The sequence below is a fragment of the Luteibacter sp. NPDC031894 genome (assembly GCF_050273135.1).
Classification (GTDB): Bacteria; Pseudomonadota; Gammaproteobacteria; order Xanthomonadales; family Rhodanobacteraceae; genus Luteibacter.
On record NZ_JBNNMV010000008.1, the window covers coordinates 88,598 to 110,333 of the forward strand.

The 21,736-nt window shown below is 67.7% G+C and carries 16 protein-coding genes and 1 pseudogene; 6 read left to right on the top strand and 11 right to left on the bottom strand.

The window, feature by feature from the left end; all coding sequences use genetic code 11:
- Nucleotides 1–3: 3 nt before the first annotated feature.
- Nucleotides 4–918, bottom strand: coding sequence for an SDR family oxidoreductase (locus tag ACQKIE_RS17535; RefSeq protein WP_427461507.1), 915 nt, complete (start codon nucleotides 916–918; stop codon nucleotides 4–6).
- 78 nt (nucleotides 919–996) lie between these two features.
- Nucleotides 997–1,425: a DUF2501 domain-containing protein gene (locus tag ACQKIE_RS17540; protein ID WP_427461509.1), complete on the bottom strand. Its 429-nt coding sequence runs from the start codon at nucleotides 1,423–1,425 to the stop codon at nucleotides 997–999.
- A gap of 115 nt (nucleotides 1,426–1,540) precedes the next feature.
- Here ACQKIE_RS17540 and ACQKIE_RS17545 point away from each other — a divergent pair, with 115 nt between their 5' ends.
- The 3 genes from ACQKIE_RS17545 to ACQKIE_RS17555 all read left to right on the top strand — a co-directional run bounded on the left by ACQKIE_RS17545 (nucleotide 1,541) and on the right by ACQKIE_RS17555 (nucleotide 8,418).
- Nucleotides 1,541–4,090: a family 78 glycoside hydrolase catalytic domain gene (locus ACQKIE_RS17545; RefSeq protein ID WP_427461511.1), complete on the top strand. Its 2,550-nt coding sequence runs from the start codon at nucleotides 1,541–1,543 to the stop codon at nucleotides 4,088–4,090.
- Between the two features lie 85 nt (nucleotides 4,091–4,175).
- Nucleotides 4,176–5,858, top strand: coding sequence for a methyl-accepting chemotaxis protein (locus ACQKIE_RS17550; protein ID WP_427461513.1), 1,683 nt, complete (start codon nucleotides 4,176–4,178; stop codon nucleotides 5,856–5,858).
- Between the two features lie 106 nt (nucleotides 5,859–5,964).
- Nucleotides 5,965–8,418, top strand: a complete 2,454-nt coding sequence (locus ACQKIE_RS17555) for a glucose/quinate/shikimate family membrane-bound PQQ-dependent dehydrogenase (protein WP_427461516.1) — start codon at nucleotides 5,965–5,967, stop codon at nucleotides 8,416–8,418.
- 19 nt (nucleotides 8,419–8,437) lie between these two features.
- Here the strand turns inward: ACQKIE_RS17555 and ACQKIE_RS17560 are convergent, their stop codons facing one another.
- Entirely contained in the window at nucleotides 8,438–9,646 is a 1,209-nt protein-coding gene (locus ACQKIE_RS17560; RefSeq protein WP_427461518.1) for an MFS transporter, read from the bottom strand.
- Between the two features lie 112 nt (nucleotides 9,647–9,758).
- On the bottom strand, nucleotides 9,759–10,280 hold the full coding sequence (locus ACQKIE_RS17565; RefSeq protein WP_427461520.1) for a gluconokinase: 522 nt from the start codon (nucleotides 10,278–10,280) through the stop codon (nucleotides 9,759–9,761).
- Between the two features lie 79 nt (nucleotides 10,281–10,359).
- Between ACQKIE_RS17565 and ltaE the strand changes: the two genes are divergently transcribed.
- Complete coding sequence (gene ltaE, locus ACQKIE_RS17570; RefSeq protein ID WP_427461522.1) at nucleotides 10,360–11,373, top strand: low-specificity L-threonine aldolase; 1,014 nt, start codon at nucleotides 10,360–10,362, stop codon at nucleotides 11,371–11,373.
- Here ltaE and ACQKIE_RS17575 read toward each other — a convergent pair.
- The 4 genes from ACQKIE_RS17575 to ACQKIE_RS17590 all read right to left on the bottom strand — a co-directional run bounded on the left by ACQKIE_RS17575 (nucleotide 11,367) and on the right by ACQKIE_RS17590 (nucleotide 14,490).
- Nucleotides 11,367–12,134 carry an N-acetylmuramoyl-L-alanine amidase gene (locus tag ACQKIE_RS17575; protein WP_427461524.1) on the bottom strand — a complete coding sequence of 256 codons (768 nt, stop codon included), beginning with the start codon at nucleotides 12,132–12,134 and terminating at the stop codon, nucleotides 11,367–11,369. The genes ltaE and ACQKIE_RS17575 overlap by 7 nt on opposite strands.
- Nucleotides 12,135–12,142: 8 nt before the next feature.
- Nucleotides 12,143–12,592: a hypothetical protein gene (locus tag ACQKIE_RS17580; protein WP_427461526.1), complete on the bottom strand. Its 450-nt coding sequence runs from the start codon at nucleotides 12,590–12,592 to the stop codon at nucleotides 12,143–12,145.
- 90 nt (nucleotides 12,593–12,682) lie between these two features.
- Nucleotides 12,683–13,795 (bottom strand): cell division protein ZapE, encoded by a 1,113-nt coding sequence (gene zapE, locus ACQKIE_RS17585; RefSeq protein WP_427461528.1) that lies wholly within the window; start codon nucleotides 13,793–13,795, stop codon nucleotides 12,683–12,685.
- A complete protein-coding gene (locus ACQKIE_RS17590) occupies nucleotides 13,792–14,490 on the bottom strand; it encodes an alpha/beta hydrolase (RefSeq protein ID WP_427461530.1) in 699 nt (232 codons plus the stop codon). Before ACQKIE_RS17590 ends, zapE begins: the two co-directional genes overlap by 4 nt.
- A 48-nt stretch (nucleotides 14,491–14,538) precedes the next feature.
- On the opposite strand from ACQKIE_RS17590, the gene ACQKIE_RS17595 reads away from it, so the two are divergent.
- Nucleotides 14,539–15,126: an ACP phosphodiesterase gene (locus tag ACQKIE_RS17595; RefSeq protein ID WP_427461532.1), complete on the top strand. Its 588-nt coding sequence runs from the start codon at nucleotides 14,539–14,541 to the stop codon at nucleotides 15,124–15,126.
- 19 nt (nucleotides 15,127–15,145) lie between these two features.
- On the opposite strand, the gene ACQKIE_RS17600 is transcribed toward ACQKIE_RS17595, so the two are convergent.
- The gene (locus ACQKIE_RS17600) at nucleotides 15,146–18,574 is read right to left on the bottom strand and encodes an ankyrin repeat domain-containing protein (protein ID WP_427461534.1); all 3,429 of its coding nucleotides are present in this window, start codon (nucleotides 18,572–18,574) and stop codon (nucleotides 15,146–15,148) included.
- Nucleotides 18,575–18,673: 99 nt separating this feature from the next.
- The gene (locus ACQKIE_RS17605) at nucleotides 18,674–18,976 is read right to left on the bottom strand and encodes a YcgL domain-containing protein (RefSeq protein ID WP_427461536.1); all 303 of its coding nucleotides are present in this window, start codon (nucleotides 18,974–18,976) and stop codon (nucleotides 18,674–18,676) included.
- A gap of 238 nt (nucleotides 18,977–19,214) precedes the next feature.
- Here ACQKIE_RS17605 and ACQKIE_RS17610 point away from each other — a divergent pair, with 238 nt between their 5' ends.
- Entirely contained in the window at nucleotides 19,215–20,642 is a 1,428-nt protein-coding gene (locus ACQKIE_RS17610; protein ID WP_427461538.1) for an OmpP1/FadL family transporter, read from the top strand.
- A gap of 87 nt (nucleotides 20,643–20,729) precedes the next feature.
- On the opposite strand, the pseudogene ACQKIE_RS17615 reads toward ACQKIE_RS17610, so the two are convergent.
- Nucleotides 20,730–21,653, bottom strand: a pseudogene (locus tag ACQKIE_RS17615) (glutamate--cysteine ligase); the annotation flags it as partial.
- Between the last annotated feature and the right edge of the window lie 83 nt (nucleotides 21,654–21,736).

The following is a 21,736-nucleotide window of genomic DNA, read 5'->3' on the forward strand; positions in this document are numbered from 1 at the left end:
GGATCAGGGCAGCATGTGCCCGCCGGTGACGCCGTACGTTTCGCCGGTGATGAAGCTCGCCTCCTGGCTCGCCAGCAGCACGTAGACGGGCGCGCACTCCACGGGCTGGCCCGGCCGGCCCAGCGGGACGTTCTTGCCGAATTCGACCACCTTCTCCTGCGGCTGGCCGCCGCTCGGTTGCAGCGGCGTCCAGACCGGACCCGGCGCCACCGCGTTCACGCGGATGCCTTTTTCGGCCGCCTGCTTCGCCAGCGCCTTGGTGAAGGCCACGGTCGCCGCCTTGGTCGGCGCGTAGTCGAGCAGGATGTTGGACGGCTCGTAGGCCTGGATCGACGCCGTGTTGATGATGGCCGCGCCCGGAGGCATGTGCGGCATTGCTTCCTTCGTCAGCCAGAACAGCGCGAAGACGTTCGTGCGGAAGGTGGCTTCGAACGATTCGCTGTCCAGTTCCTCGATCGACTTCGCGAACTGCTGGCGCCCCGCGATGTTGGCCAGGATGTCGAGTCCGCCCAGTTCCTCCACCGCCTTCGCGACGAGCTCCTTGCAGAACGACTCGTCCTTCAGGTCGCCGGGGATGCCCGTGATCTTGCAGCCCTCGTCCGTCAGCAAGGCGATGACCTCGTCGGCATCCTTCTGTTCCGAGGGAAGGTAATTGATGACCACGTCCGCACCCTCGCGGGCGAAGGCGATGGCGGCGGCACGGCCGATGCCGGAATCGCCACCCGTCACGAGCGCTTTCCGACCCTGGAGGCGGGCGTTGCCGCGATAGCTTGTCTCGCCGTGATCCGGCTTCGGCACCATGTCCTTCGCCAGGCCCGGCGCGGGCTGCGGCTGCTTGGCGAACTCAGGCTGCGGGTACTGGGTGCGCGGATCGCGCATGGCGTAGGGGTCTTTGCTGCTTGCGGTGGCGTTGGCCATGGGGAAGGTTCTCGCGTGGGGGAGAGGCCTTCCTGTTTACGGAGCGGGACGTCCATGTCCCGTCCACGCCATGTCACGTCATGGGCCCATGCCGATCATCTTCTTGCCCTGCTTCAGCACGGCGTCGCACACTTTCCGCGTGAGCTGGGCCTTGATGTCGCCGTTACCGCCCGCCGCACCGGCGCCGGAGATGTCCAGGGTCTTTCCGCTGCTGGATGTCAGGAGGCCCTTCGCGCCGTCCTGATAGCCGGGATCCTGGGTACCCGCGCTACGCGACTTGGCACCCAGGCTACCGAGCAGGCCGTCCTTCACTCCGGCGGCGTCGCCTCCGAGGTAGTTGTTACTCATGCAGTACTGCAGGATGCCGGCCGCGTTGCCCGCCGTTCCGGACGTCAGCGAACTACCGCCGCCGCCCATGAGGCCCTTGAGGCTGTCGAACTGCACGGCGGAAGCCGGCGTGGCGGTCACGGCGGCGGCCAGCGCGAGGCCGGCGAGGAAGGTCTTCATGACAAGGCTCCGGGTATCGAGGTGGGGAAGACATAAACCCTCGGGTGTTAGGGCGATGTAAGAAGCGGCCCGCGCTATCCTCGGATTCGTCTCGTCCGAAGCAAAGGCCGCTCCCTTGTTCCTGCGTCTCATCTTCGCCTGCGCACTGCTGTGCGTCGCGCCGATCGCCAGCGCGGCGATCACCCTCGATTCCCTCCGCGTCGAACATGCCGACACGCCCACCTATGTCGACGTGGCCAGGCCGCGCTTCGCGTGGATCGTGCACAGCGATGCGAATGGCACCGTGCAGACGGGCTATCGGATCCACGTCTCGCGACAGGGGCGTACGGTGTGGGACAGCGGAACGATGGCCAGTGCGCGCTCCTTCGACATCGCGTACGGCGGCCCTCCATTGGTGCCAGGCGAACGATACGACTGGCACGTGGACGTTACGACGTCCGACGGCGCGACCAGCGCGTCGTCGACATTCGATACCGCACTCGATGACGCCGGATGGCACGCCGCGCGCTGGATCGGCAAGGGCGACGACAGCCTTCCCGCGCCACTGCTGCGCAAGTCGTTCCGCGTCGACGGCGATGTGGACCGCGCCATGCTCTACGTCGCGGCCGGCGGCTATGCCGACGTCTCGCTGGACGGCAGGCCGGTGAGCGACGCGGTGTTGTCGCCGGGGTTCACCGACTACGACAAGCGCGTGGAGGTTGTGGCGACCGAGGTGACGCTCGCCCCCGGCGAGCATGTGCTGTCCGTCGAACTGGGACGAGGCTTCTATGGGCTGACCAATCGGAACGTATGGCATTGGGAAAGCGCGCCGTGGCACGGAAGACCGCGCATGCGTTCGCTGCTTCGCATTCGCTATGCCAACGGACGCACGCAGGACATCGCCAGCGACGCGAGTTGGCAGGTGGCGGACGGTCCCACGCGACGCGACGACCTGTATGGCGGCGAGACATACGACGCTCGCCTCTCCCGACCCCGCGACTGGAAGGCGGCGACCGAGCTCCCCGCGCCGCGTGGCAAGCTCGTGGCGCAGACCGAGCAGCCGATACGCGTGGTGGAAACACTCGCGGCCTCGGCCGTGACCGAGCCAAAGCCCGGCATCTACGTCTTCGCGTTTCCTCGCGTGATCGCCGGGTGGGCGGCGTTCGCGGTGAGCGGTCCCGCGGGAACCGCGATCGACGCCCGTTACGGCGAGAAGCTGCTGCCGGACGGCACCGTCGACGCGCGCGACGAACACCACTACTTCAAGGACGGTTTCCAGACCGACCGGCTGATCCTTGCCGGGGAGCGCCTGCGCTGGCATCCGCGCTTCTCGTACAAGGGGTTTCGTTACGTGCAGGTGGACGGCTGGCCGGGAGGCAAGCCATCGCTGGACGCAATCACCGCCCAGGTGGTCCATACCGACGTGGCCGTCACTGGGCGCTTCGACAGCGCCAACGCGTTGCTCAACTGGATTCACCGCGCCGCCGTGGACACCATGCTCAACAACCTCCATGGCATTCCCACCGACACGCCGATGTACGAGAAAAACGGCTGGACGGGCGACGGCATGCTCGGTGCGGACATGTTCCTGCGCAACTTCGACGCGGGCCGCCTGTTCACCAAGTGGTTGCGTGACATTGCCGACACGCGCACGGCCGAGGGCGCGCCTTTGCTGATCGCGCCCAATCCGGGCTGGGGCAAAGTCCGCGCGCCCACGTGGCATGCGGCGTACGTCTTCATTCCCTGGTCGCTATGGATGGCCACCGGCGACAGCCAGCCCATCGCGGAGCACATCGCAGGCATCGACCGTTATGTGGCGATGGAAGACGCGCGTTCCCCCGGTGGGATCGCGGAGACCGAACTGGGTGACTGGGTCAGCCCCGAGACCGATCCCGCCGGCGAGAACGCGCCCGAGGACAAGCGTGTCGCCGCGACCGCGTACCTCTACGGCATGCAGCGCAGGACCGCCGACATGCTGCGGCTCGTGGGCAGCAACGCGCGAGCGGCCTGGTTCGACGCGCAGGCATCCCGGGTGAAGGACGCCTTCAACGCCCGCTTCCTCGACCGCGCGGCCGCCCGCTACCGCGGGGAGGGCGACAAGGGCTACCGGCAGGCGCACAACCTGCTGGCGCTCGCGTTCGGACTGGTACCGGACGACCTGGTCACGACCGTGGCCGCCGGCGTGGCTGCCGACGCGAAGGCCCGGGGCGATCACCTGGACACGGGAGCGCTGGCCACGAAGGTCATCCTGCCGGTGCTCACCGCCACGGGCCACGCGGATGAAGCCTGGGCCATCGCTACCCAGGACACCTTCCCCAGCTGGGGCTTCTGGCGCGCCAACGGCGCCACCAGCCTTTGGGAACACTGGAAGCTGGCCTCGCGCTCCCGCGGTCATTACTTCCTGGGCACCGTGGACGATTGGCTCTACGGCGATGTCGCCGGCCTGCGGCCGATCGAGCCGGGCTGGCGTCGCTTCGAGGTGCGTCCGGGCCTTACCGCTTTCCTCGATCATGCCTCGGCCGCCGTGGCGACCCCTTACGGCGAAGCCTCGGTGGCGTGGCGAAAGGTGGCGGGTGGACTCGACGTCGAGGTCCAGGTGCCGGTAGGCGCCGAGGCGGTGCTGGTCGTTCACGGCTCGCCCGCCCGCACCCTGGGTTCCGGCAGGCATCGCCTCTCCTTTCCTTAGCATTCACTTAGTTATTGCGCCGCTCGTAAAGTCTTGCTCCTTCCTGCCGCTACAGCCACACGGGGTAACACCGAGGGTGATGGCAATGTCGGCGGTAATGAACTGGTTCGGACGCACGCGACTCAACACGCGCGTGTGGATGGTGATGACGGTGGTCGTGCTGGGCCTGCTGGCGCAGACGGTGATGGCGGGCATGGAAAGCCGGAGCGTGCAGATGCACCGTCTGGAAGACACGCTCGCGCAGCACGTGACGGGAGCGGCGGCGATCGCCGAATCCTTCCGCGTGCGTGCGGAAAAGGGCGAGATGAGCGAGGCCAAGGCCAAGGCCGAGGCGCTCCAGGACATCGAGGCGATGCGCTGGGCCGATGGCTCGGGCTACGTGTTCGCGTTCGATTCGTCGCTGACGATGCGCATGCATCCACTGCGCCATGCCGAGATCGGCAAGGACATTCGCAACGACGCCGACGGCAAGGGCTTCCATCATTACGAAGCCATGTTGGCCGCAGACAGCAAGGACGGGCACGGCATGACCCGCTACACGCAGATCATGCCCAAGACGAAGGAGCTGAGGGACAAGATCAGCTACTCCACCTGGTACAAGCCGTGGGACCTGCATTTCGTTTCCGGCGCGTACTTCGAGGACATCGACGCCAACTTCGAGGCGCAGCTCAAGAGCAACCTCTTGAAGTCGGGCCTCATCGCGTTGCTCGCGCTCTTCATCGTGTGGTTCTCGATGAGCAGCATCCGCGCGACCGTCGGCGGCGAGCCGCGCGATGCCGTGGAGATTGCCGGGCGCATCGCCGGTGGCGACCTCCGCGTCGATGCCTCGGCCTCGTACGCGCCGGAGAGCCTGCTGGGTGCGCTCGAGCGCATGCGCGGCACGCTCGCCTCGATCGTCACCGAGGTGCAGGAAGGCGCGCATGTGGTGTCCACGACGTCGGGGGAGATCGCCCGTGGTAACGACGATCTCTCCCAGCGCACGCAGGAACAGGCCTCCAGCCTGGAAGAGACCGCGGCGTCGATGGAGGAGATGACGGCGACGGTCCGGCAGAACGCCGACAACGCCCTCGCCGCGGATCGCCTGTCGCGCCATGCGCGCGGCGAAGCGGAGAAGGGTGGCAAGGTGGTTGCCGACGCGATGGACGCCATGCGCCAGATCGGCGACTCCAGCCGTCGCATCGGCGATATCGTCGGTCTGATCGACGACATCGCGTTCCAGACCAACCTGCTGGCGCTCAACGCGGCGGTGGAGGCGGCGCGTGCCGGCGAACAGGGCCGCGGCTTCGCGGTGGTGGCCGCGGAAGTGCGGCGCCTCGCACAATCGAGCGGCGCGGCGTCGCGCGAGATCAAGAGCCTCATCGGCGAGAGCGGCGAACGCGTCGAAGCGGGCACCGCCCTGGTGGAACAGTCGTCGCTCGCGCTGCGCGACATCGTCGACAGCGTGAAGAAGGTGACGGACATCGTGGCGGAGATCGCCGCGGCGAGCGCCGAGCAGTCTTCCGGCGTGGACCAGGTCAACCTCGCGATCGCACAGATCGACCAGGTCACCCAGGAGAACGCGGCCCTCGTGGAGGAGGCCGCCGCGGCCGCCAAATCGATGCAGGACCAGGCGAAGTCGCTGCGCGAGCAGGTGGCGTTCTTCACCGTGGACGACGATGTCGAGGCGCGCGAGCGGCCCCCGCAGGCGGATCGTGGCGCCCACGACCTGAAGTTCGGCCAGCGCGCCGGCGAAGGCGCCGACGCCAAGGCTTGGGCCGAATTTGCGTAAGCCACCTTCGTTGGGCAGCGACGTGGCTACGTCCACCGCGACTTCACGATAGCGCGGCCACCCTAGGTGAGTACGGGGACACCCGTGGCTCACCGGTGAGGGCATCGTGGAACGCGCAAGGAGACATCACCCGGCGACGTTGGTCACGGCGTTCGTCTTCGCCCTCGTCGGTGCCGCGACGCTCTTCGGCGGCATCCGGCTCGTCAACCTCGGCGGCTCCGTCTACTACCTCGTCGCCGGCGCGGTCACGCTCATCGTGGCCGCGTTGCTGTTTTTCCGCATGCGCGTGGCGGTGCCTCTCTTCGGCCTGCTGCTGATCGGCAGTGCCGCCTGGTCGCTCTGGGAAGTGCGCCTCGACTGGTGGCAACTCCTGCCGCGCCTCGACCTGTGGTTCGCGCTCGGGCTCTGGCTGTTGCTGCCGTGGCCGCGACGCGGACTCAACCGCGATAGCACCTACGAAACCTCGCGTCGTACCGGCGGTGGCTTCCTGTTCGTGTCGCTGCTGGTCGTCGCCGTGGTTGGCATCGCCGGCGCGCTGCATCCCGAGCCCGATCTCCGGGGCGAACTTCCCATGGCGGATGTGGCCGGACCGCAAGGCGATCGCGCGTGGCGCGCGGACGCCGACTGGACCGACTACGGCGGCTCGTCCTACGGGCAACGCTACTCGCCGCTGAAGCAGATCACGCCCGATAACGTCCACCAACTGCAAGTGGCCTGGAAGATCCAGACCGGCGACTTGCCGGGTCCCGACGATCCCACCGAGACGACCAACGAGAACACGCCGCTGAAGATCGGCGACACGATCTACCTGTGCACGCCGCACAGCCGGGTACTCGCCGTGGACGCGGCGACGGGACAGACCCGCTGGACGTTCGATCCGAAGATCCAGAGCCCGGTGGGTTTCAAGCACTGGGAGCACATGACCTGTCGCGGCGTGTCGTATCACGACGATGCGAAGTACGCGGCGGCGGTGATTCCCGCGCCGGCCACCACGACGGGGCTACCCGCGCCGGCATCCACCGCGCCCTTGCCGATGGCGTCCGCATCGGCGACGTGCCCGCGCCGTCTCTTCCTGCCCACCGCCGACGCACGCCTGATTGCCCTCGACGCCGACACGGGGCGCCCCTGCGCCGACTTCGGCCAGCAGGGCACGGTCGACCTGCGCGCCAACATCGGCCCGTTCACGCCCGGCGGCTACTACTCGACGTCGCCGCCGGCGGTCACGAAGGACCTGGTCATCATCAGCGGCCATGTCACCGACAACGAATCCACGAACGAACCCTCCGGCGTCGTGCGCGCGTTCGACGTCCACGACGGCCACCTCGTCTGGAACTGGGATCCGGGCAATCCCGATGCCACGGAACCGATCGCGCCCGGTGCCACCTATACGCGGAATTCGCCGAATGTCTGGTCGCTCTTCAGCGTCGACGAGAATCTCGGCATGGTGTACCTGCCCATGGGCAACCAGACGCCCGACCAGTACGCCGCGGGCCGCACGCCGACCTCCGAGAAATACGGCGCCGGCATCGTCGCCCTCGACGTTGCGACAGGCAAGGTCAAGTGGAACTACCAGTTCACCCATCATGATTTGTGGGACATGGACATCGGCGGCCAGCCGACACTGATGGACCTGCAAACGGCGGACGGCATGAAGCCGGCACTGCTCGCTTCGACCAAGCAGGGCAGCGTCTACGTGCTCGACCGGCGCGACGGCACGCCGATCATTCCCATTCGGGAGGTGCCACGCCCGCAGGGTGCGGTGCCAGGCGACCACACCGCGCCGACGCAGCCGCTGTCCGATCTCAATTTCGCACCCGCCGATCTGCGCGAGAAGGACATGTGGGGCACGACGCCACTCGACCAGCTGTGGTGTCGCGTCCGCTTCCGCGCGTTGCGCTACGACGGCATGTTCACGCCGCCGTCCGAGCAGGGTTCGCTCGTGTTCCCCGGCAACTTCGGCGTCTTCGACTGGGGCGGCGTGTCCGTCGATCCCGCGCGCCAGCTCATGCTGATCAACCCGAGCTATATGGCCTTCCAGTCGCGACTCATTCCGAAGGAGAAGCTCGCGACGATGGGATTGGGGCCGGCGAAGAGCGAAACGGAGGGCGTGAAGCGAGCCAAGGGAATCCCCTACGGCATCGAACTGAAGGCCTTCCTCTCGCCGCTCGGCATCCCGTGCCAGGCACCGCCGTGGGGTTACGTGGCGGGCGTCGACCTGCGCAGCGGCAAGATGATGTGGCGGCATAAGAACGGCACGATCGTGGACAGCGCGCCGTTGCCGATCCCGATGCCGCTCGGCGTGCCGAGCCTCGGCGGCATGGTCACCACCGCCGGTGGCGTCACCTTCCTTTCCGGCACGCTCGACGACTACATCCGTGGCTATGACGTGCGGACAGGACGCAAGCTATGGGAAGCGCGCCTTCCCGCGGGCGGACAGGCGACGCCGATGACGTATGCGGACAAGACCGGCAGGCAGTACGTGCTCGTGACCGCCGGCGGCCACGGCTCGCTGGGGACGACGATGGGCGACTGGGTCATCGCGTACGCCCTGCCCAAATAAGGCCTTTCCGGCGGCCTCGTCAGCGACGCTTCTTCGCGTCGGGCAACAGCGCCGCCAGCAAGCCGATCGCCGGCAGGAACGCGCAGATGCGATACACCGCCTCGATGCCGATGTGATCGGCCAGCTCACCGAGCACCGCGGCGCCGAGGCCACCCATGCCGAACGAGAAACCGAAGAAGAGCCCGGAGATCATGCCCACCTTCCCGGGCACCAGCTCCTGCGCGAAGACCACGATCGCAGGGAACGCGGACGCAAGGACCAGGCCGATGACGATGACCAGCGGCGCCGTCCAGAACAGGTTCGCGTGCGGCAGCAGCAGCGTGAAGGGCAGGGCGCCGAGGATCGAGAACCAGATGACGTGCTTGCGGCCGAATCGGTCGCCCAACGGCCCGCCGAGGATCGTGCCGACCGCGACGGCGCCGAGGAAGGCGAACAGGTAGTACTGCGCGCTTTCCACCGACACATCGAAGCGATGGATCAGGTAGAAGGTGAAGTAGCTCGTCAGGCTGGCGAGGTAGACGTACTTCGAGAAGATCAGCGCGAGCAGTACGGCGATGCCACGCCGCGCTTCGCCGCTGGCGGGCGCGGCGTCATGCTGCGCCGAGTTGCCGGTCTTCAGGCGCGGCAGACCATGGTGGCGATACCACTGGCTGACGTTCCAGAGCACGGCGCACGAGAGCAGGGCGAGGAGCGCGAAGAAGGCCAGGCTCGACTGGCCCCAGCGAACCACCACCAGAGCGGCGGCAAGCGGCCCGAGTGCCTGCCCCGCGTTGCCGCCCACCTGGAACAGCGACTGCGCCAGGCCGTGCCGTCCGCCCGATGCCATACGAGCCACGCGCGATGACTCGGGATGGAACACGGACGAGCCCATGCCGAGCAGGGCCGCGCCGAGCAACAACACCGGATAGGCATGCGCCTTCGAGAGCACGAGCAGGCCGGCCAGCGAGAACAGCGTGCCGGCGGGCAGGGCCAGCGGCGTGGGCCGCCGGTCGGCGTAGAGCCCCACGAGCGGCTGCAGGATCGACGCGGTGATCTGGTAGGTCAGCGTGATGAGGCCGATCTGGCCGAAGTCGAGCTGGAAGTCCGCCTTGAGGCCCGGGTAGATGGCTGGTAGCAGCGACTGCATCATGTCGTTGAGGAGATGGCAGAAGCTGATCGCGAAGATCACGCCGAAAACGGTCGTGTCCGCGCGACGGCTGTCCAGCGCCGCGTCGACAGGGGCTTGCATGGGGGTGTTCCTGGGGCTCGGGGAAGGTATATGAGAACACGGGGCGGGAGTGACGGCCACTGCCGTCCCCTGAGCCTGCGTTTGCTCCCACCAGGCAGCTACTTCGCGGGCATTACGGCGTTGCGGGCGAATCCTTGCACTCCGCACGGATGATGCACTCCACCACGTCGGCCGGCGGCGGACCAACGTCCACCCGCAATGCCTCGTCCTCTCCGGGCTCCTCGAGCGTCGCGAGCTGGCTGTCGAGCAGCGCCGGGTCGAAGAAATGGCCTGCCCGGTGGCCGAGTCGCTCGGCGAGCAGTGCGCGTGGGGCCCGGAGGTATACGAAACGCACGTCGTCATGTCCCGATCGCAGGAAATCGCGATAGTGCTTCTTCAGCGCGGAGCAGGCGACGACGAGCGACTGACCGACGGCGCGATGCGCGTCCATCGCGCCCACGATGGCATCCAGCCATGGCTGCCGGTCGCTGTCGTCGAGCGGCATGCCTCGGGCCATCTTGTCGCGGTTGGCCTGCGGATGAAGGTCGTCGCCGTCCACGAATGGCTGTCCGAGCCGGGTGGCGAGGTCCTGCCCTATCGTGCTCTTCCCGCTACCGGACACGCCCATGACGATGGTGATCATGCGGGGAATCATGCCGTGTCTCGGGCCACGGGACCGTGAACGGCATCGTTTACCATCGGCGGATATTCCCCACCCAGGACGCGACGACCCCATGGAAACCATCGACCTTCGCAGCGATACCGTGACCCAACCCACCGATGCCATGCGCGAGGCGATGCTGCGCGCGCCCGTCGGGGACGACGTGTATGGCGAGGATCCGACCGTCAACGCGCTGCAGGAGCGTCTTGCCGCCGATCTGGGTTTCGCCGCGGCGCTGTTCGTGCCGACGGGAACGCAGAGCAACCTGCTGGCGCTGATGAGTCATTGCGAACGCGGCGACGAGTACATCGTCGGCGCGGATGCGCACACCTATCGTTTCGAAGGCGGCGGCGCCGCCGTGCTGGGCTCGATCCAGCCGCAGCCGATCACGCAGGACGACGATGGCACGCTTCCCCTGGACAAGGTCGAGGCGGCGATCAAGCCGGTCGACCCGCATTTCGCGCGCACGCGCCTGCTTGCACTGGAAAATACCTGGCACGGTCGTCCGCTCCCGTTCGACTACCTGGACGAGGCGCGCAAGCTGGCGACGCGCCGCACGCTTGGCTTCCACCTCGATGGCGCCCGACTGTACAACGCCGCCGTCGCGTATGGACGTCCGGCCCGCGACGTGGCGGCACCGTTCGACAGCGTGTCGGTGTGCCTCTCGAAGGGATTGGGCGCCCCCGTGGGCTCCGTGTTGCTGGGCGACGCCGCGCTCGTCGAGCGTGCGCGGCGCTGGCGCAAGGTGGCGGGCGGCGGCTGGCGCCAGGCCGGCATGCTCGCCGCGGCGGCGATGCACGCGCTGGATCATCACGTGGCGCGCCTCGCGGACGACCATGCCCGGGCGGCACGACTCGCAGAGGGCCTGCGCAAGGTTCAGGGTCTCGAGGTCAAGGCGCACCACACGAACATGGTCTTCGTCGACGTGCCGGCGGCCCGGCTCAAGGACCTCGCCACGCACATGACGGCGCATGGCGTACGCCTGAGCATCGGTTACCTGCCGTCCATTCGCATGGTGACGCACCTGGACGTGGACGACGTGGCGATCGAACGGACGATCGCCGCCTTCGCCTCGTTCGCCTACTGACGCGGTGCCATGAGCTTGCGTTGCAGCGAGTAGAGGATGGCGGCATCGCTCGTGTCGAGCGTGTCGCCTTCCATGCCTCGGTAATGCCGGTGGAACGCGGCGATGGCCGCGCGAGGATTGGACAGGTCGTAACCGACGAGGCGCAGGGCGGCGAGGCTGTCGAAACCCGGTGGCGCGGGAATGAGAACCGCGTCCGGCCATAACCCAAACCCATAGCTGGCCAGCGTGGCCCACGGAAACAGCGCGCTGGGGTCGTTCTTGCGCCCCGGCGCGATATCGCCGTGGCCGACGACGGCCTGGCGCGGGATGCCGAGGCGCGACGTGAGGTCCGCCAGCAGGTTGACCAGGGCCTGGATCTGCGGCTGGGTAAAGGGGGACTCGCCGTCGTTGTCGATTTCGATGCCGATCGACGAGGAATTGAGGTCGGTCATGCCGGCCCAGCTGGCGGCGCCGGCATGCCATGCGCGATCGCCATCGTCCACGAGCTGGTCGATGCGGCCGTTGGCTTCCACGAGGTAGTGGGCGCTGACCTGGCCTTCGCTGTTGCGCGTGCTCAGTACGCGCAGCGATTCCTGCGCGTTGCCGATGGAGGTGTGGTGCAGCACGATGAGCTGGGCCTTGCGCGCGTTGTAGTTCGGCGAAGGTGTCCAGTGCGCGAGGGGGCTGCGTTGCGGCGGCACGCGCGTCGTGGTGGCGCAGCCGGCGAGCGCCGCGAGCGCCACCACGGTGGCCACGACGCCCAGCCGGCGCACGATGGCCATCGGCCGCGTCATTCGACCCGGAAATCGCTGCTGGTGATCACCCAGGCGATCTCTTCGCCGACATCGCCGGCGTCCTCGCGGGATGCCACGACGATCTGCAGGTCGATGCAGTCGTGCCCTTCGGAAAGCCACTCGGTTTTTTCCAGCGCCATGCCCCCTTGCTTGAGCGCGGCGCGCAGCGTCGGCATGTCGGTGGCGAGGAGCTCGATCCCTTCGTGGGCGAGGTGGCCGCCCAGGACTTCGATGTCGCAGAGCTTTTCGTCGAGGAAGCGCAGGCGCAGCCATTCGTCGCCGTCGCCGTTGCTGTATTCGTCTTCGTCGTCCCACATGGTGTCGCCGGTCGGCTTCTCGTAGTCGAGCGCCTCACGCAATTTCATGCGAGGCATGCCGAAAAAAATGTCGGTGTTGTCGCGATTGCGACGAATGCCTCGACCGGGGACCAGCTCGCATTGTTCCATGGCGTACCTCGTCAATTGGCGCGGGAGAACCGCCCATGAAGCATGAAGGTTGAAGGATGCGACGGAACAGCCGGTTCCGTCCACACGGGCTCAGGGTTTATGGTCACGGCCAAGGTAGTCTTCGCTCTGCATTTCGATGAGGCGCGATTCGGTGCGACCGAATTCAGCGCGGACCTTCGTGCCGTCGTACAACTCAGTGATCGGTGCCGCGGCCGACACCACGAGTTTCACGTGCCTGTCGTAGAACTCGTCCACCAGCAGGACGAAACGCTTGGCCTCGTTTTCGGTATAGACGGTGAACTGGGGCACGTTGGACATGACCACCATCGGGTAGGTATTGGCCAGTTCGATGTAATCGGCGACGGCCCGAGGGCCTTCGCACAACGCCGCGAAGTCGAACCAGACGATGTTGTCCGCGCGCTTGCGCACCGGCACGTCGCGGCCCTGCAGGTGGATCGTGCCGTCCTCGACGATCGCGCCCTGGGCCTGCCCCGTGAAGATGCGGGCGAGCGAGCGCTCGGCCTCCGGCCCGGGAGGGACGAGGTAGACGGGCGCCTGGCTCAGCGCGCGAAGGCGCCAGTCGCGAGGCGAGACCATCTCGTGGACCACGCAATGCCGCTCGATGGCGGCGATCGCGGGCAGGAAACGCGCTCGCTGCAAGCCGTCCTTGTACAGGCCCGAGGGCGCGGTGTTCGAGGTGGTGACGAGGCTGACGCCGCGCGCGAAGAGCCCTTCGAGGAGATTGGCGAGGATCATCGCGTCGCCGATGTCGTTGACCAGGAACTCGTCCAGGCACAGCACGCGACACTTCGCGGCCAAGCGTTCGGCGACTTCGTCGAGCGGATTCTGCCGATCGCCCAGTTCGCGCAGCGTCGCATGCACTTCCAGCATGAAGCGGTGGAAATGCCGGCGCAGGGCGAGACCCGGCGACAGGCTCGACACGAAGAGGTCCATGAGGAAGGTCTTGCCGCGGCCGACGCTACCCCAGAGGTAGAGGCCCGGCACGCTCTTGCGCGGCTCATTCCCGAGCATGGTGCGCAAGCGGCCGAAGAGGCCGCCGCTGGAGGGCTCCGCCGTGCATAGCGCGGCGTGCAGCCGGTCGAATTCAGCGATGACCGGCAGCTGGGCCGGATCGGATTCCCAGCGGTGGCCCGCGATGCCGTCCCGGTAGCGCTCGCCGGGCGTCGCTTCCGTGCAGGTCATGCGTGTCGTGGCCCGGGCAGCCATTCCTTCACGGCATTCTTGATGACGCCGCGCAGGTCCATGAGGCGCCGGTGGAAGAAATGGCTGGTCTCTTCCATCTTCACCAGGTGCGGACGGCTACCCTCGGGAAGGCTGTCCACCCAGTCATAGACAGCCTGGGGGTCCACGATCTCGTCCGCGTCGCCCATCACCACGAGCCATGGGCACGCGGGCAGATCGACCTCGGAAAAATCCCAGCCACGTCCGGCGGCGGGCGGCGCGATGCTGATCAACGCATCGGCGCCGAGGCGCACGGCGTTGCGCAGTGTCACGTAACTGCCGAAGGAGAAGCCGGCAAGCCACAGGCGCGCACCCGGTCGCGTCCTGCGCACCCAGTCCACGACGGTCGCGAGGTCATCGCTCTCGCCGGTGCCGCTGTCGAAGTCGCCTTCCGAGCGGCCCACGCTGCGAAAATTGAAGATGACGGTGTCCATGCCGGATTCGCGCAGGGAGCGCTCGACCATCGTCACCACCTTGTTATGCATGCTGCCCCCATCCGTCGAAAGGGGATGGCAGACAACGGCGACGCCGTCGCGCGCGATCTCGGGGGAAGCAGGCTTGGCTTCGCATTCGAGCTTGCCCGCGGGGCCGGCGAGCGCGAAGCTCATGTTCTCGGCCGGAAAGTGGTCCGGCGCTGCAGGTAGAAGGTCGCTCATGTCCGCCATGATACCCGTTGGCCGTCTCCCTCGCGGGAAGGCCAGGCGATGAACGTGCTTGCGCACGCCCTGCTCGCGGGTGACGACGCGGGACTGCGCCTCGGTGGCGCGATGGGCGATTTCGTCCATGGCAGCCCCGATCCGGCGCTTCCGCAGCGGGTCCGCGACGGCATCTACCTGCACCGTGCGATCGACACGTTCACGGACAGCCATCCCGAAGTTCGCGCCGCCCGCGAGCGCATGCCCGCACACTTCCGGCGTTACGCCGGCATCCTGCTCGATGTCTGGTTCGATCACCTGCTAGCCAGGGATTTCGGCAGCTGGAGCGATGACCCGCTCGCGGACTTTTCGGACCGCTACCGGGCCGAGCTGCACGCGGCCGAGGCGATCCTGCCCGAGGGACTCAAGCGCTTCCTCTCCTACATGGACCGTCACGAACTGCCCGCGGGATACGCGAAGATCGATCGCGTGGCCGGCGCTTTCGCCGGCCTGTCACAACGCTTGTCACGGACCAATCCCATAGCGGACGGCGTTCCCGTGCTGCTTGCGCAGTCGGCGGAGCTCGAGGACACCTTCGCGGCGTTCTTTCCCGAGCTGCGCGCGTTCGCGTCGGCCTGGCGTCCTCGCCGCGATTGATCGCGCGCGAGGCCGGACGTCAGTCCGGCTGCGCCGGCTGCCGCAGGGTCTGTCGCACGCTGGGAATCGCTCCCACGCGTACGCCGAGCTCATGCGCGATATCCACGTAGCCGAGGTGTCGGGCCACGTCTCCCGCCGTGCGCCCGAAGGCATCGGCCGCGTTGCGACTTGCACCACGCTGCAACAGGACGCGCGCAGGCGGAAGCAGGGCATGCATCGCGCACGCGTGTAGCGCGCTTACGCCACGGTGATCGGCGTGCTCGAGTTTCGCCCCCGCATCCAGGAGCACCGGCACGAGCGCACCGAGATGTGTCGCATCGGCATCGGCGCCGGGACGCATGTGCGCGCCGAGCAGGATGAGCAATGGCGTCACGCCGTCCTTGTCCGCCTTGTTGACGTCGACGCCCTTGCCGATCAGGGCGTCGAGCAGGCGCCGGGCGCGCAGGCTGTCGTTGCCACCGAAGCAGAATTGCGCGGCGGCATGCAGCGCCGTGTGGCCATGCGCGTCTTCCGCGGCGGCATCGGCACCGGCGGCGAGCAGCATGTCGACGACGTCGGGATACCCGAGGGTCGCCGCGATCATGAGGGCGGTCGCGTCACCCGGAAGGCGCTGGTCGATGGCGACGCCGTGCTCGATGAGCAAGGCCACCACGGTGTCGCGGCGCGCGGTCACCGCAGCGGCCAGCGGCGTGACGCCGGACGCGGCCGTGGTCGTCGGGTCGGCCCCTGCCGCCAGCAGGCGCTCCGCGACGTCGCGGCGACCGGCTCCGGCCGCGCGCAATAGCCCGGTCGCACCCTGGTGGTCGCGCGCATCCACGGCGAAACCGAGTTCGAGGAGACGCTCGACGGCGTGCAGGTCGCCCGACGCGGCGGCGGCGGGAAGATCGTCCGGCCGCAGAGCGCGCCGAGGCAGCGGCCACGTCGACCAGCTCAGCCAGCGCTCCACGTCGCCATGACCGATGCCGAGGCCGAACGGCGTTTCACCGTTGACGTCCGCGGCTTCCGGATCCGCGCCGTGCGCGACCAGGAGGCGGACCAGCGGCAGGCTGTCGCCACCCTGTTCCAGGGCGGCATGCAGGGGGGTGCGGCCACCGGCATCGCGTACGTTCGGGTCCATCCCGCGTGCGAGCAAGGCGGCGAGCAGCGCCACCCGGCCCGTGGCGGCGGCCATATGCACCGGTGTGCGGCCGCGCGCGTCGGCGCCGAAGGGATCCGCACCCGCCTCGAGCATGGCGAGGGTGAGCCGTTCGTCCGTGTCTTCGAGACGGCAGATGGCATGACCGAGCAAGCCCGCGCCGGCAGGGCTCGCGCCGGCGCGCATGAGTTGGAGCAAGGCATCGGCGGACTGCGGCAACTGCGGGAGCAGCGCGTCGAACAGGCGCTTGCCGAGCGCGCCGTCATCGCCGGCGGGAGGCGCGAGCCGTGCGTCCGCCGCAAGGCCGTGGTCGAGCAGCCACGCACGCGCGGCATCGAACCCGGCGCCAGCCAGGTCGACGTACAACGCCGCCAGTTCGTGCGCCGGCCATTCCTGGACCTTGCCCGCGAAGGTCGACGCGACGGCCCAATGGCCGAAGCGCAGCGCGTCGTAGAGGTGCATCGGCGAATCCGCACCCGCCTCTGGAACCACCGATTCGCTGAGCGACGTCGGCAGCGGTGTCTCCGGATCGAGCAGGGCCACGAAGTCCCAGCGACCGGTGGCGGCGGCATGGTCGAGCGCGCTGCGGCCATCCGCGGCGGGTTCTTTGGGCTGGGCGCCGAGCGTGAGCAAAGCGCGCACCGTCGCTGCCTGCGCGCGCGGCGATTGGCAGGCGAGGGTAAGTGCGTCGCGCCCGTGGCCATCGCGCGGCGATGCATCCGCGTTGGCCTCGGCCAGCAGCTGCACGATGCCGTGCGCGCCGGCGCGCGCGGCTTCCATCAGCGCGGTCGTGCCGTTCCGGTCGGCGAGGTTCGGATTGGCATGCGCCTGCAACAGGACGCGGGCGATCTGCTCGTGGCCCTCGGCCGCGGCGGCGAGCAACGCCGTGCGACCGTTGGCGTCCGTCGCATTCACCGGAGCCTTGTAGCGCAGCAACACTTTCACGCCTTCGCAGTCGTCGTCGGGGATGCCGGCGGCCGCCACGAGCGCGGGTTCGCTGCCCACCGGCGCGGGCTTCGCGCCGTGGTCGAGGAGGAAGCGGGCGAGGGTCCAGTTGGCCGCGCGGCAGGCGATCACCAGGGGCGTTTCGCCGGCATGGTTCACGGCATCCACCGGCGCGCCGGCGTCCAGCAGCATGGCGGCCACGGTGGGCTCGGCGCTGAGCACGGCACCGTGCAGCGGCGTGTTCCCCTCGCCATCCGCGCCGGCGGCATTCGCGCCGTTGGTGAGCAGGGTGAGGACGGCTTCGGGGCGGCCGTGCCAACTGTCGCGGCTGGCCGCGAGCAGGGCGGTGATGCCGTTATGGGCGCGATTCACCTGGGCCCCCTTGCCGATCAGCGCGCGCAGCAGGCGCGTGTCGGGCGAAAGCGCGGCGAGGGTCAGCACCGGCCGCTGGTCGCGCTCGCCCGGATCGGCCGTCGTGTCGGGATGCGCGCCAGCCTCGACCAGGGCGACGGCCCGGGCGATGTCTCCTTCGCGCGCCGCGGCCAGTAGGGCACGCTCGCGCACGCCCGGCTGGCTTTCCGCGCTGTCGAGCACGGGAATCGGTGCGCGGACGGGCTCATCCGCGATCGTCGACGTTTCGCGCCGCGGCTCGGCGCGCGCGGTGCGGATGTGTCCACGGCGGTCGCAGAGCAGGGCGCGCAGGGTGCGGTTGGCGATGACCATGCAGCCCAGCGGCAGCAGCACGAGTGCATAGACGCCGAGGGCGGCGATACGCGTCTCCGCGGGCAGGACGCCGTACAGCCCGGAGAGCGCCACGGCGGAGAACGCGAGGACGAGCAATCCGAGCGAGGCGGGGAGGAAGTGCGAGAAGAAGCGCTCCTCGGCGGAGAGGTGACGGCCGAAGGAAATCGACCGCGCCATCGCCGTGAAGATCCACGACCCGTCGCCGCTCTGCTCGGGATACGCGTCGTCCCATACGAAGACCAGACCGAAGGCCGGCCATACGCGCCACAGCGCGGCCAGGGCCACCACCAGCGTCGCGGCGAGCAACAACGCCGCGCCGAGGCTGGGTGCCTGGGTCAACTTGAGCAGCGGCCAGGCCACCAGGACGAAGACGACGAAGGTATAGGCGGTGAACATCACGACGTGCGCGGCACCGCGGCGAAGCACCGTGCGCAGGTAACTCGGCTCGGGGTCGAAACCAATGGCATGGCAGACCGCACCCATCGCCAGCGCGTTCGCCAGCAGCAACGGGATGAGGGCCAGCGGCGAGGCGGTCAGGCCTGCGCAGGCGACGGCTGCGAGAGCGGGGAGGAACCAGGGCAGCGCCTTGATCAGCGGCGGTCGACGACGTTTGGAATGGGCCATGCGCGCGAGTATACGGAGCGGTCCACGACCGCGCGGTAACGTGGCGTTAACCCGGCTTGCACAGGACGCGCATGCGCGGATTCGGCGGATCGACCGCGATCAGGCGCGAACCAGGGTCTGGTCCGGATCGATTTCGCGATTGTGGTTCGGCTGGTTGCACACGCTCAGCGTTTCGTTGGGCGGCGTCTGCATGTGCCAGCCCTGCGCAGTGAGGTTGGCCAGCACGCGTTCGGTGTCGTCGTGCGGCAGCCTGCGCTGTGGCGTGAGTTCCACTTCCAGCACGAAGTTCAGTTCGCCGAGCAGGAGCACGAGCGGCTCGGGAAGCAGGTCGAAGCCCTCTCGACGGGTAAGCCAGACGTAGGTGTCCGGCCGGCGCTGACTGGCGTAGACGAAGCAGTGCATGACGGCAGGTCTCGCGGGCGGCGGGGTCATACACGGTAGCAAATGCGTGGCCGCAACGGGGCCACGTGCCTGTGACCCGTTTCACCTTTGTTGCAGCGGGACTTGCAAAACGGCCGTCAACTCGTCCAGAGTGCACGTCCAGAATGTTAAACGCGCGTATGAAATCGGGTAAGTTTCCGCTTTTCAGCGCGTGTTTCCATCGCCCCCGAGCAGAACAAAAAGCAGGAGCCGACCCCGCATGCAGAAGCTGAACCTCCACACCCGCCCGCTTGCCATCGCCGCCCTTTCGTTGGCCATCGCCGGCGCACTGGTGGCTCCCCAGGCTGCCCAGGCAAGCGCCTTCCAGCTGAAGGAAAACAGCGCCAAGGCCCTCGGCCGTGCGTTCGCGGGCTCCACCGCGGCGGGCGACGATGCCTCGGTGATCGTGAACAACCCGGCCGCGATGACGATGCTCCAGGGCAACGTGTTCCAGGCCGACGTCACCGGCATCAACTTCGCCACCAAGTTCCACGGCACGGCCACCGACGCCCAGGGTCGCCCCATCAGCGGCGGCAACGGCGGCGATGCAGGCACCACGATGCCGGTCCCGGCGCTGTACTTCGCCTCGAAGGTCGGCGACCGCTGGCACGTCGGCCTCGGCCTGACCGCGCCGTTCGGCTTCAAGACCGAATACGACTCCGACTGGAAGGGCCGCTACAACGGCATCAAGTCGGACTTCAAGTCGTTCGACGCGACCCTGTCCGCCTCGTTCGACGTGACCGATGATTTCGCCGTCGGCGTCAGCGCCATCGCGCAGAAGACCAGCGCGGAACTGACCAGCGCGATCAACTACAACACGGTTGGCCTGGGCCTGATCCAGCGCGCCGCGGCCGCCGGCCAGCTGCCGCCCGCCACGGCTGCCGCGCTCGCCGCCCAGTACAGCGCCGTAGTGCCCCCGGGCAGTGACGGCACCGCCAAGATCAAAGGCGACGACTGGGCCTACGGCTGGCAGGTCGGTGGTCTGTGGAAGTTGACCCCGAACGACCGCATCGCCCTCAGCTATCGCAGCAAGATCAAGCACACGCTGGAAGGCACCGGCAACTTCACCATGCCGACCAACGTGACGGCGGTCCTGTCGAACCCGACGGTCGGTGCGCTGCTGGGTAGCGGCCAGCCGCCGTTCACCCACACCAACGGCCGCGCCGGTTTCACCACGCCGTCCGTCGCCACCGCCAGCTTCTGGCACCAGGACGAGAAGTTCGGCCTCGGTTTCGACCTGTCGTGGACCAAGTGGGACTCCTTCCAGGATCTCACCGTCAACTACTCGAACCCGAACCAGCCGCCGACCAGCGAAGACTACAGCTGGCGCAACACCTGGTTCGCCTCGGTGGGCGGCGAGTACTACGTCAGCGACAAGTTCACCCTGCGTGGCGGTGTCGCCATCGACACCACGCCGACGTACGACGACACGCGCTCGCCGCGCGTGCCGGACTCCACCCGCAAGTGGGTCGCTTTCGGTGTCGGCTACAAGGCCACCGATCGCTTCGAGATCAATGCCGGCTATGCGCACATCTTCGTGAACAACGCGCACATCGCAGGCGTCACCAGCGGCACGGGCGACCGCCTCGTCGGTTCGAACGACGACAAGGGCAACCTGCTGAGCGTGTCGGCCAAGTACCAGTTCTGATCGTTCCCTCGATCGGCCGATAAGAAAAAAACCTCCCCGGCAACGGGGAGGTTTTTTTTTCCTGTCGCGCTTTTCGATGGGACCTTGTCAGTACGCGTATTCGCGGAACACCGGATCCACGCTGCCGTTCCACTTCCCATGGAACAGCTCCAGTTTCACATCCGCCTGCGTCTTTCCCGAGATCGCGATTTCCATCAGCGGCTCGAGGTAGATCGACTCGTCCGCGCCACGGTTGCCTTGGCGGTTGCGGCGCTTCAGGCCCGCGTCGGCGATCTTCAATGCTTCCAGCGACAGCTCGCGCACCGAGTGGCCGCGGAAGCGAAGGTCCAGTGCTTCCTTGGGCACGCCATCGCGCAAGGCGTGGCGCTCGGCCCTGCTGAAGTCCTTGACGAGGTCCCATGCCGCGTCCAGGGCGATGTCGTCATAAAGCAGGCCGACCCAGAACGCCGGCAGCGCGCACAGCGAATTCCAGGTGCTGGTATCGGCCCCGCGCATTTCGAGGTACTGCTTCAGGCGCACTTCGGGAAAGGCGGTCGTGAGGTGGTCCGCCCAGTCCGTCATGGTGGCGCTGACGCCGGGCAACGCGTCGAGCTCGCCGCGCATGAACTTCTTGAAGTCCTGCCCCGCGAGATCGACGTACTTGCCGTCGCGGTAGCTGAAGTACATCGGCACGTCGAGGATGTAGTCGACGTAGCGCTCGTAGCCAAAATCGTCTTCGAACACGAAGTCGAGCATGCCGGTGCGGTTCGGATCGGTATCCGTCCACACATGCGAACGGTAGGATTTGTAGCCGTTCGGCTGGCCTTCGGTGAACGGCGAGTTGGCGAACAGGGCGGTGGCGATCGGCTGTAGCGCGAGGCCGACCCGGAACTTCTTCACCATGTCGGCTTCGCTCGAGTAATCGAGGTTTACCTGGACGGTGCACGTGCGCTTCATCATGTCCAGGCCCAGCGAGCCGACCTTGGGCATGTAGTCGCGCATGATCTTGTAGCGGCCCTTGGGCAGCCTAGGGATACTATACCTATACGGTTTCCGGGACGGGGTGCAGTGTTCATGACAGGCTTAGCGGCGGCTAAAAACGCCAAAGTGTACAG

What these genes read in the sequence shown, in the direction of transcription:
- ACQKIE_RS17535 (WP_427461507.1), bottom strand. Translation starts at nt 918, where the DNA reads ATGGCCAACGCCACCGCAAGCAGCAAAGACCCCTACGCCATGCGCGAT.
- ACQKIE_RS17540 (WP_427461509.1), bottom strand. Translation starts at nt 1,425, where the DNA reads ATGAAGACCTTCCTCGCCGGCCTCGCGCTGGCCGCCGCCGTGACCGCC.
- ACQKIE_RS17550 (WP_427461513.1), top strand. Translation starts at nt 4,176, where the DNA reads ATGTCGGCGGTAATGAACTGGTTCGGACGCACGCGACTCAACACGCGC.
- ACQKIE_RS17560 (WP_427461518.1), bottom strand. Translation starts at nt 9,646, where the DNA reads ATGCAAGCCCCTGTCGACGCGGCGCTGGACAGCCGTCGCGCGGACACG.
- ACQKIE_RS17565 (WP_427461520.1), bottom strand. Translation starts at nt 10,280, where the DNA reads ATGATTCCCCGCATGATCACCATCGTCATGGGCGTGTCCGGTAGCGGG.
- ltaE (WP_427461522.1), top strand. Translation starts at nt 10,360, where the DNA reads ATGGAAACCATCGACCTTCGCAGCGATACCGTGACCCAACCCACCGAT.
- ACQKIE_RS17575 (WP_427461524.1), bottom strand. Translation starts at nt 12,134, where the DNA reads ATGGCCATCGTGCGCCGGCTGGGCGTCGTGGCCACCGTGGTGGCGCTC.
- ACQKIE_RS17580 (WP_427461526.1), bottom strand. Translation starts at nt 12,592, where the DNA reads ATGGAACAATGCGAGCTGGTCCCCGGTCGAGGCATTCGTCGCAATCGC.
- zapE (WP_427461528.1), bottom strand. Translation starts at nt 13,795, where the DNA reads ATGACCTGCACGGAAGCGACGCCCGGCGAGCGCTACCGGGACGGCATC.
- ACQKIE_RS17590 (WP_427461530.1), bottom strand. Translation starts at nt 14,490, where the DNA reads ATGAGCGACCTTCTACCTGCAGCGCCGGACCACTTTCCGGCCGAGAAC.
- ACQKIE_RS17595 (WP_427461532.1), top strand. Translation starts at nt 14,539, where the DNA reads ATGAACGTGCTTGCGCACGCCCTGCTCGCGGGTGACGACGCGGGACTG.
- ACQKIE_RS17600 (WP_427461534.1), bottom strand. Translation starts at nt 18,574, where the DNA reads ATGGCCCATTCCAAACGTCGTCGACCGCCGCTGATCAAGGCGCTGCCC.
- ACQKIE_RS17605 (WP_427461536.1), bottom strand. Translation starts at nt 18,976, where the DNA reads ATGCACTGCTTCGTCTACGCCAGTCAGCGCCGGCCGGACACCTACGTC.
- ACQKIE_RS17610 (WP_427461538.1), top strand. Translation starts at nt 19,215, where the DNA reads ATGCAGAAGCTGAACCTCCACACCCGCCCGCTTGCCATCGCCGCCCTT.